Origin of the sequence: Paucibacter sp. M5-1 (genome assembly GCF_027498415.2) — a bacterium.
Classification (GTDB): Bacteria; Pseudomonadota; Gammaproteobacteria; order Burkholderiales; family Burkholderiaceae_C; genus Roseateles_E.
Window position 1 is genome coordinate 1 of the sequence record NZ_JAPZLM020000003.1, and the last position, 8817, is coordinate 8817.

Sequence of the window (8817 nt, forward strand, 5' to 3'; positions counted from 1 at the left end):
GCGCACGGATGGAACGAGGTCGCGCCCCTCCTCGTTACCCAAGCGCTCAACCAGCACGCGCCGCACAAGGTTTGCGGGCGACACGCCCTCAAGTCGCGCGCACGCCAGGAGCGCTGCTCGCATCCCTTTCAGGTCGACGCAGAAGAGCTCTCGATGCGACTTGTCCATGGTCACCTCCATCGCGGATGGGTGCAATACATCGGGGCGCCTTCGCCCCTATCGCTGCACTCAACCCATGACCAAGTATTGGTCGGAGATCTAGCTTTCTGAGCGCTGATTTCTGCCAAAAATCAGCGCCGCTACCCGACCAATCGTGGACTAAAGATTGATCATGGATACCTCAGCCGTCCACGCAGCGTCCCTCGGTGACTCCGGTCCGTCCCCTGACCGTCCATCAAGCGTTCCGGGAGCGCCCCGGGAGAGGCACCTGAGCGTCCCCGGACTGACCTCAGTGGCTAGCCTGAAGCTGATGCCGGGGGAGCCGCCCGGGCGCGCCACGCGCAAGGCGCGGCAGTTCGAGGCCGAGATCGCCAGACTCCGCGCGGAGGGCTACACGCTGGCGGCCATCCGCCGATCGCTGGCTGCGGCCGGCGTAGAGGTCAGCCTCGCCACCATCAGGCGGGAACTGAAGCGCCCCACGCGCGCACTGCCAATCACCATGGCAACCGCGGTCCCTGCCGTCACGTCACCCGGTCTACTCATAGGCAGCGCAGCCACGCACTCCGCACCGGCCCACGCCGCAAGCCGGCCACAGCAGCCTGGCGCACAGCCATCCGCCGCAGAGCTCTGCGAGCAACCCAGCGGCAAAGACCTGGCTCAGGCGTTCTGCAGCAGCCAGAACCATCACCCCCTGAAGCGCGCAAAGGAAAACCCATGAAGATCGCCGTCATCAACTTCTCGGGCAACGTGGGCAAGACCACCGTGGCCCGCCACCTTCTGCTGCCCCGCATTCCCGCTGCGGAGCTGATCGCTGTGGAGAGCGTCAACGCCGACGCCGACGCAGAAACAGCACAGACCCTGCGGGGCCGCCAGTTCGGTGCGCTGCAGCAGTACTTGCAGACCATCGACAGCGCCGTCATCGACATCGGCGCGAGCAATGCCGAGGAGTTTCTGACCCTGATGAAGGCCTATTGCGGCAGCCACGAGGACTTCGACTGCTTTGTCGTGCCGACAGTGCCCTCAATCAAGCAGCAAAAGGACACCATCGCCACGCTGATCGAGCTGTCGCGGTTTGGCATCCCGCCACAGCGTCTGAAGCTGGTCTTCAACATGGCTCAGCCCGGCGTGCCGATCAAGGAGTCGTTCTACCTCGTGCTCGCCTTCCTCGCCCAGCAACGGCTGGCGCAGGAAAACACGGCTTGCCGCTTGTACACGAGCGACATCTATGGCTTGGCGCGAGACAGCAATACCGACATCGGCACGCTGGCCCTCGACCAGACCGACTACAAGCGCCTGATCCGTGACTCGGACGACAGCGAGGAAAAGCTCGCGCTCGCCTTGAAGCTGGCCGCCCGCCGGCTGGCCATCGGCGCAGTTCCCGCGCTTGACGCCTGTTTTGCGGCTCTCGGTCTGGATGAGCTTGCTGATGCAGACACCGCGCCTGCGGTGCACTACTCGTGAACGAGCCCTTCACAGCACGGGATGCGCTCGTCGCCGAAGCGCTGGGCGACATCGGGGTGCTTCTGGATCGCGCCGACATGGTCGCGCTGGAGATGAGATCCGCCGCCGAAGCGGTCGAACGTGCCTGTGAACGGCTCGAAGCGCACGCCGCTGCGGCGGAGCCGCGCATGGCCCAATTGGCCGAGCATGCCCAGGGCGTGGCGGCCAAGCACATCGCGCGCAGCGCCCGCGAGACCATGCACGCCGCCGCCGACGACGAATGCCGGTCGATGGCCGCCTTCGCCCGCGCGCTCTTTCACAGCGAGCTGAACCCCGCCTTGCACAGCCTCCTTCAGGCGGCAAAGGCCTGCGCTGAGCATCGAGATCATTCGCGCATCAGTTGGTGGGCCTGTGCCGTGTCGGCGGCGGCATCGGTCATGCTGACAGGGTTGCTGGCCTTCTGCATACTGCACCTGTAGGCCCGTGCAGCATGCCCTGCCGGTCCACGGCGCGGCGGACAGGTTGTTGGTTGGTTTTCCCGCCGTGCCGGAGTGGCTCCTCAGGCCTTCAACTTGCGCATCTCCTCGGCCAGCACCCAGAGTGCGCGGTTGAGCTGCACGCTGCGGTCGATGCTGCCGACGGCGCGGGTCTGCATGCGCCGGCCCTGGGTGCTGCGCCCAGGCTGTCCGCCGCGCAGCAGGTTCTCGGCGTAGCCGCAAGGCGGAGCAGGCCGGCTACCTTGAGTTGCGGCGCCCCCGCAAGGCTCGTGCAATCAAGCGCAGCGACTGGCGCGGGCATCGAGCCGCAGCGATCACAGCATGTGTCTGCGGCCAGGCATCGGGCATGGCGGGTGCCCAGGGGCGATGAGGCTGAAGGCCTGATCGGCAGTGGGCGCGCTCGCGCGCAGCGGGAGCGTACTCAGCCCACGGCCCTGGGCACGGGAAGGGCCGCCCGGCCACCACCGCTGGCCGCCATTCCTGGGTCCGGCGATTCCGGCACCAGCCAGAAGTGTTGGCGCCGACCGAAAACTGACCCGCTCAGGATTCGGTTGGCCACAACACCCGTGCTCAAGCCCGTTGGGATAAAAACTCACGCAAATACGACGAAGCAGTGGTTGCCGAACACGAGACAGGTGCAAAAGACGACATGGTTGAGGATGGAGACGGCCTTTTGCCGAACAAATCACAGGCCTGAATGCTTCCTCAACCCGACTCTTGCTTTTACTGCGCTGGAGTCGGCTGCCCGGCCACCAGTTCGGCCGACTGCTGCTTGACCAAGGCCTGGTGCGCATAGTCCGAGCGCTCGCCGTTGACGACGTCAAGTTCGCCTGTTGCGCGGGCCCGAGCCAGTTCGGCGGCGACCTCGGCGCGGCTGCGGGTGAAACCTTCAGGGCGCTTGGGTCGATACCCCCTGCGGTCCATGTCCCGCAGCTCGCCAGCCTGGATAGCCTTCAGCAGCTCCGCCACGACTTCCTCGCGACTGCGCGTCGAACCTTCCGTGCGCATGGGCCGATAGCCCCTTCGGTCCAAGTCCCGCAGCTCGCCAGTCTGGATAGCCCGCAGCAGGTCCGTCAGGACTTCCTCGCGGCTGGTCTGAGGCGCGGTCACCTTGATAGTCTTGCGCGCCGCGATGACGGCTTCGCGGCCGGTGTCGGCAGAACTGCCACCATCGGCCAGCGCTGCGCCGGCAGCCAGAAGGGAAAGGGCAATCACAGTCAGATTTTTCATGATGAGTTCCTTTGAGTTAGGTTGCTGACCGCTGCCTGTGGCAGCAGTCAAGCAGGCAATGCACGCCCACGCTTCAGCGCGAGGCACATCCTTTGAGTGAACGAATGGACGAGAAGGTCAGCCCGGCTTGTTCAGCTGATCGAGATCACGCTGAACCAGGCCGTCTGGCGCTCGATGCCCGACGGTCCAACAACGAACGTATCCACTCCCTGTGGGACCCGTACACGTTCCGCACGACACGACCACTCGACGTAGGCCATGTCTTCCGCGAAGCAGGCGCGATCAGTCGCCCAAGAGGCTTTCGGCAGCTGCTTGATCAACTGCTCGTAGAAACTCTGGATCGCGTCGCGGCCGACGAACGTTTCACCGTTGACGATGAGAATGGCGTTCGGGTCGTATTCGCTGGCAACGCCAGCGGCGTCCTCCTGCGCCAGGGCTGATTCATGGCGGGACAAGACGGCTTGCAGGTGTTCGAACTTGCTGTTCATGGCGTTCTAGTGATCTGAAAGGGTTCGGAGGTCAGCGCCAGTGCTTGGGTCTGGAGAAGACCTGCTTTCCACGAGAGCTGCCTCTTTGGTGGCTGTCCAGGCTTTGCTGCAAAGACGAGGCAGAGAGTTCCAGACCGCTGCCAAGGCGCGTCGAACGGATCTGACCCAGGTCTACCAACTCACTGACTCGGTGAAGAATCTGCCCCTGAGAGCTCAGGTCCTCGCCTTCGAACAGCGTCTTGGTAAACATCAATTCCCAATGGATCGACACGCTCTTGCGCTTGAAGACGGAGATGTCCAGTGACTTCGGGTCGTCGATCAGGCCGTACGAGCCGAAGGGCTTGATGACCTGAGCTGCAGACAGAAGATGCTCGTCGCTGGCCGTGAGACTGGCGATGTAGTCGACCTGCCGCACGCCGATGGCGCTCAGCTGCTCTGGCCACGACCGGGCAAAGTTAATGACATGGTGTGCGCCAAGTTTGCTAACCCAGTCCACGCTCTCCGGCCTCGATGCGGTGACGATGACTTTGACGTTCGTGAGCGCTCGAGCGATTTGAATGAGTGCTGAGCCAACCCCGCCGGCACCACCAATGATGAGCAGCGTGCCAGGCGAGCCCTGAGCTCCTTGCTGCACCCGGAATCGCTCAATCAGCAGCTCCCATGCCGTCAGCACAGTCAGCGGAAGGGACGCTGCGTCTATCGGATCAATCCTGCTTGGAGCCCGCGCGGCGATACGGCTGTCGACCGCCTGCAGCTCCGCGTAGGCTCCTGGCCGGTTGATATCACCGGCGTACCAGACGAGGTCTCCGGGACGGAATCCGATGACCGCAATTCCGCAGCCGAGCACCTCGCCCACGGCGTCCCACCCCAGGATCCTGGGTGCCAGGCCCGGCTCGGTGGAGTCCTTGACCTTGTAGTCAACCGGATTTGAGGCAGTGGCCAGCGGCCTGACCAGAAGGTCGTGGGGCTTGATCACCGGGTCCGGCACTTCTTGCTCGATGAGCTCGGCAGCTGTACCCGATGAGTGGCGTATGGAAACAATGGCTTTCATATCTGCAATCGACTCGCGAGCACGCGAGTCCTTCCTTCATGTCAGTGGCTATCGATGCGAAAGTTCGGCAGGACGTACTCCGTGAGCTCGTCCATGACCGAGGGTGCGGGCCGGCTGCTGTACTTCAGGTTGAACGCCGTGTGAGCGATACCAATGGCTTGGTAGCGCGACAACAGCGCGATCAAGGCGTTGCGCCCGATCTTGAATCCCAGATGCATGGGGCGCGGGGCAGCGTCCGCTTCGGGCAGCAGATCGATGTACAGCGACTGCATCACCGGTTTGTAGCGTTCCGGGCCGCACACCACCTGGACGGCCGAATTCCAGCTGGAGACAACCTTGGCCTGCGCCGCGATGTCCCGCGGGTAGGTCATCCAGCCGTCAGCATGCGTGGCAATCCATTCGATCGACTGTTGAGCAAAACCCGTGACCAAGAGCGGAACCCTGCCAAATGGGGGAGCCGGGAGGAGTTCGAGGGGAACGCCTGACAGTTTTCTGGCCAGGTCCAGCGGCCCTGCGTTGCGGTAGAGGCCAGAAATCTCTTCAAGCGTGTGCCGGAAGTCCGCGCCCCGCTCAGCGTGATTCTTGTCGTACAAAGGAAACTCTGATGGGCGGTCACCTGTAGCTGTACCAAACAACAGGCGCCCCCCAGAGATGAAGTCGAGCGACGCGCTGGCTTTGGCCAGATCCATAGAGGGGCGCAGCGGCAGGATGACACTTCCGGTGCCAATGGCGATGTCAGTCGTCTGCGCTGCGATCCACGCGGCAAAGACCCAAGGGTCGATCATCTGCCCGACATCACCGAAGTGCGGGTCACGCAGCGGCACGTCTCTGACCCACAACGCGGCGTAGCCAGCCTCGTCAGCTCTGCGCGCCAGAAGCTGCGGCTGCTCGAGCCGCGGCGTATCGCCCTCGTACGCCTCAATGGGAAAGAAGAACCCCAGCGTCATGCTTCCTTTACGAAAGGTCCGACGCCAGCCTGGATGCTGCGAAAGATCAGAGGACTGCGCAGTGCGCCTCTCGTCAGGCCGATGAACACTGGGGTTGGGCATGGTCATCACCTCAGCTTCAGTTCACTTCAATGACAACTTTGCCGCGCAGGGGCATGCCGTTGGCGCTGCCCTGCTCCAAGGCGGTATGCGCTGCACCGATCTGCTCGAGGGGGAAGGTCGCACCAATGATGGGCCGAATCACGCCGCGCTCAAGAAGCGCCTTGAGCGCAAGCAGCTTGCCGCGGTTCTGTCGCGTGAACACAAAGTGGTACTCAGCGTTCACGCCCCATGCAGCAACCAGGTTCTGGGGCGTTGTGATGTCGACCAGGGTCACGACACGGCCGCCATCGGCCAGGACGTGGGGGGAGCGCTCCAGCGTCTTGCCACCGATCGTGTCGAGTACGACGTTGACGCCGTTGCCACCGGTCAGTCGCGCAATTTCCTCGACATAGTCACTCTTCTCGTAGTCGATGGTGGCGTCCGCTCCGAGCGACAGCAGGAACTCGGCTTGATCACCACGGCACGTAGTGATCACGCGAGCGCCCATTGCCTTTGCGATTTGGATCGCAATCGTGCCGACACCGCCGGCGCCACCGTGGATGAGAACAGTCTCAGCCGGCTGCAGTCGGGTCCGCGTGACCAGTGCCTCCCAGGCGGTGCCGCCCGTCAGCGTGATCGCGGCCGCTTCCGCGTGGGTGAGGTTGGCCGGCTTGTGAGTCACCAGCTCTTGGGGGACCACGTTGTATTCGGCGTAGCTGCCGCCCTTCGGCCCGAAGATCTTGGGCGTGTAGAACACCTCATCGCCAGGCTTGAAGGCCGTGACTCCAGGACCTACGCGCTCGACGACGCCAGACACGTCATGCCCTGTGATTGCGGGCAGTGGCACGTAGTCCGGGTAGTCGCCGCGCCGGATCTGATAGTCGAGAGGATTGATGGACGTGGCGTAGACGCGTACGAGGAGCTCTCCCGCGTCGACGCTCGGCACGGGTACTTCTTGCAGCTGCAGGTTCTCGACGCCGCCGAAGGCGGTCAGGACAATGGCTTTCATGTGACTTTTCTCAGGTTGGTTGAGTTGAGTGATCTGGGTTATCCGAGAGGCATCCCTCAAGACGCATTCATTATCGCATCGACATTTTGCGATATGTCGATTATCAAAATGCCCATGCAGCCACCGAGGGAACTTCACCATGGCTCTGCTTAACCCGAACGCTGCTGTTAGCGATGGAAGAATCGAGTCGCAAGAGTAAGTAGCGAAGCACAAGCGTGCAGCGCACCTAATGGGGCTTACGTTGTCCATCTTTAGGACTATTCAGTCCGCCGGTTCTCTGACTGCAGAACTCTCGTGCGTCCTTCCCTCGGTGTAAGTTGGTCGGATCGACATACGCGTCGATGTGCAACGCTGCTCGACCACGATCACCGTGTCCTGGCCGACCAGCGCCGCTGATGCGTTCGCGAACTGACCGCGTGAGCTCCTGCGTTGATCCGTATCGACACGGTGTGGCTCGCCATCGAGCCGCTAGACATGCGCGCCAGTACCGAGACGGCCCTGTTGCGTCGTAAAGGTCTTCGGTGCCGCCCGACCGCACCACGCCTACTTGTTTGCCAACCTGCGAGCCGATCAAATGAAGGTGCTCGTGCACGACGGCATCGGCATCTGGCTGGCGGCCCGTTGCCTGCACCGAGGCCGCTTTGTCCGGCATCGCGAGCTCGCAGGTGAGCAGATGTCGCTGACGTACGCGCCGTTGCAGGCTCTCGTGCTGGGCTTGCCCTGGCAGCACATCGGCGGAGGTGGCGTCATCGACGTGCTGCAGTGCGGTCTAGGTCCGACATCTGCGCCGCACGGCTTGAATGAGAACAGAAGGTTCGAACGGCCAGAATCGCATCTCGCCGTGGCGCAGAGCGACGAGCAATGCCTTTCCACCATGAGCTGCGATCAACGCACTCGCGGAGCACGTCGCAGTTCACTTTGCTGACCAAGACGGCATCATCTGCCTGAAAACCGGAAGCGTGAACGGCTCGGCAGGGGTCAGTTCAACCACGCCTCCGCCAGAACCCCTCTGGCTGCAACATCTGCAGGCGCATGCTAGAGTGAATTTAGTCGCACGCCGAGCTATCGGTAGTGCGTTTGCACTCTTTTGCGCTGTGTCGGCTGTCTGATGACCTTCGAAGTCCCGCTTATTCGTGTGCTGGAGGTGCTGGCCAACGAGCAGCGAATGGACATTCTTCGCAAGCTCAAAAGCCCCTCGAGCTTTCCGCCCCAGGATGAGGGCGACCCTCTCTTGGATGGAGTTTGTGTGTCGTCCATTCAGGCCGGGCAGAAGCTCGCCTTCTCGACTACCTCCAAGTACCTCACCGACTTGGCCAGCGTCGGCTTGGTTACCGTCAAGCGGTCCGGTAAGTGGTCGTACTACCGTCGCAACGAGCAGGCCATCAAGGTTCTTGCGAAGCGCCTGGCGACCGAGCTCTAGGTCCTCCGGCGCGCGTACTGAATGGCTTGCATAGGCCGGCCTACGTTGTTCAGGTCGGTGGTTGCCTGGGAGAGGCTATTGAGCAAGATGCCTTCGCACGCGAAGGCAAGGCTCAACATGAGGTGAATGGCTCGGCCATCAACAGATCGGCACAGTCCTAGCCGCACAGAGTCAAAGCCGCTCCCGCAGCTTCGCAAGGGGCGCCGGCGCCTACCCGCGCCCCGAGTTGATCCAGGTGGTCAAAGGAGCGACGCAGGTGATCGACACTCGTTGGTTGATCCATCGTGCGGAATGGGCGCTTTCAGGGCGGGCGCAGCGAATGCTGAAGCACGTTCGGCTGCGTTTCGCGCCAGACGATGGGCAGGCTCGAATCGATCCGGTCCAGTCTGGGTAACCAGGCTTGCTGGTTGTATCCCGCGTGGCGTCGCCGGCTGCTCAAAATTCGGTCGACGCCAACAAGGAAGGCTAACTAGTGGCACCATTCACCCCTTTGGC

The 8817-nt window shown here is 62.7% G+C and carries 10 protein-coding genes and 1 pseudogene; 5 read left to right on the forward strand and 6 right to left on the reverse strand.

What is annotated here, in order from left to right; translation table 11 throughout:
- The first annotated feature begins 451 nt into the window (after nucleotides 1-451).
- From O5M90_RS28765 to O5M90_RS28775, 3 genes are read left to right on the forward strand one after another with little or no spacing between them, the layout of a single operon-like run.
- Entirely contained in the window at nucleotides 452-877 is a 426-nt protein-coding gene (locus O5M90_RS28765; RefSeq protein ID WP_269838529.1) for a helix-turn-helix domain-containing protein, read from the forward strand.
- Nucleotides 874-1620: a StbB family protein gene (stbB, locus tag O5M90_RS28770; protein ID WP_269838528.1), complete on the forward strand. Its 747-nt coding sequence runs from the start codon at nucleotides 874-876 to the stop codon at nucleotides 1618-1620. Before O5M90_RS28765 ends, stbB begins: the two co-directional genes overlap by 4 nt.
- The gene (locus tag O5M90_RS28775; protein WP_269838527.1) at nucleotides 1617-2078 is read left to right on the forward strand and encodes a hypothetical protein; all 462 of its coding nucleotides are present in this window, start codon (nucleotides 1617-1619) and stop codon (nucleotides 2076-2078) included. The genes stbB and O5M90_RS28775 overlap by 4 nt, the downstream gene beginning before the upstream one ends.
- 80 nt (nucleotides 2079-2158) lie before the next feature.
- On the opposite strand, the pseudogene O5M90_RS28780 reads toward O5M90_RS28775, so the two are convergent.
- The 6 genes and pseudogenes from O5M90_RS28780 to O5M90_RS28805 form a co-directional block, all read right to left on the reverse strand.
- Nucleotides 2159-2305, reverse strand: a pseudogene (locus O5M90_RS28780) (DUF932 domain-containing protein); the annotation flags it as partial.
- A 514-nt stretch (nucleotides 2306-2819) separates the two neighbouring features.
- Nucleotides 2820-3326, reverse strand: coding sequence for a hypothetical protein (locus O5M90_RS28785; protein WP_269838526.1), 507 nt, complete (start codon nucleotides 3324-3326; stop codon nucleotides 2820-2822).
- A 131-nt stretch (nucleotides 3327-3457) separates the two neighbouring features.
- Entirely contained in the window at nucleotides 3458-3814 is a 357-nt protein-coding gene (locus O5M90_RS28790; RefSeq protein ID WP_269838525.1) for a nuclear transport factor 2 family protein, read from the reverse strand.
- A gap of 31 nt (nucleotides 3815-3845) precedes the next feature.
- Entirely contained in the window at nucleotides 3846-4865 is a 1020-nt protein-coding gene (locus O5M90_RS28795; protein WP_269838524.1) for a zinc-binding alcohol dehydrogenase family protein, read from the reverse strand.
- A gap of 41 nt (nucleotides 4866-4906) precedes the next feature.
- Nucleotides 4907-5914, reverse strand: coding sequence for a TIGR03571 family LLM class oxidoreductase (locus O5M90_RS28800; protein ID WP_440402026.1), 1008 nt, complete (start codon nucleotides 5912-5914; stop codon nucleotides 4907-4909).
- Between the two features lie 16 nt (nucleotides 5915-5930).
- On the reverse strand, nucleotides 5931-6902 hold the full coding sequence (locus O5M90_RS28805; protein WP_269838522.1) for a zinc-dependent alcohol dehydrogenase family protein: 972 nt from the start codon (nucleotides 6900-6902) through the stop codon (nucleotides 5931-5933).
- A 547-nt stretch (nucleotides 6903-7449) separates the two neighbouring features.
- On the opposite strand from O5M90_RS28805, the gene tnpB reads away from it, so the two are divergent.
- Together tnpB and O5M90_RS28815 are read left to right on the forward strand one after the other, a co-directional pair.
- Entirely contained in the window at nucleotides 7450-7827 is a 378-nt protein-coding gene (gene tnpB, locus O5M90_RS28810) for an IS66 family insertion sequence element accessory protein TnpB (RefSeq protein WP_269838521.1), read from the forward strand.
- A 183-nt stretch (nucleotides 7828-8010) separates the two neighbouring features.
- Nucleotides 8011-8322, forward strand: coding sequence for an ArsR/SmtB family transcription factor (locus tag O5M90_RS28815; RefSeq protein ID WP_269838520.1), 312 nt, complete (start codon nucleotides 8011-8013; stop codon nucleotides 8320-8322).
- Nucleotides 8323-8817 lie beyond the last annotated feature (495 nt).

Excerpts from the sequence above, each read along its gene's own strand:
- O5M90_RS28800 (WP_440402026.1), bottom strand. The coding sequence starts at position 5,914 with ATGCCCAACCCCAGTGTTCATCGGCCTGACGAGAGGCGCACTGCGCAG.
- O5M90_RS28795 (WP_269838524.1), bottom strand. The coding sequence starts at position 4,865 with ATGAAAGCCATTGTTTCCATACGCCACTCATCGGGTACAGCTGCCGAG.
- stbB (WP_269838528.1), top strand. The coding sequence starts at position 874 with ATGAAGATCGCCGTCATCAACTTCTCGGGCAACGTGGGCAAGACCACC.
- O5M90_RS28785 (WP_269838526.1), bottom strand. The coding sequence starts at position 3,326 with ATGAAAAATCTGACTGTGATTGCCCTTTCCCTTCTGGCTGCCGGCGCA.
- O5M90_RS28790 (WP_269838525.1), bottom strand. The coding sequence starts at position 3,814 with ATGAACAGCAAGTTCGAACACCTGCAAGCCGTCTTGTCCCGCCATGAA.
- O5M90_RS28815 (WP_269838520.1), top strand. The coding sequence starts at position 8,011 with ATGACCTTCGAAGTCCCGCTTATTCGTGTGCTGGAGGTGCTGGCCAAC.
- O5M90_RS28805 (WP_269838522.1), bottom strand. The coding sequence starts at position 6,902 with ATGAAAGCCATTGTCCTGACCGCCTTCGGCGGCGTCGAGAACCTGCAG.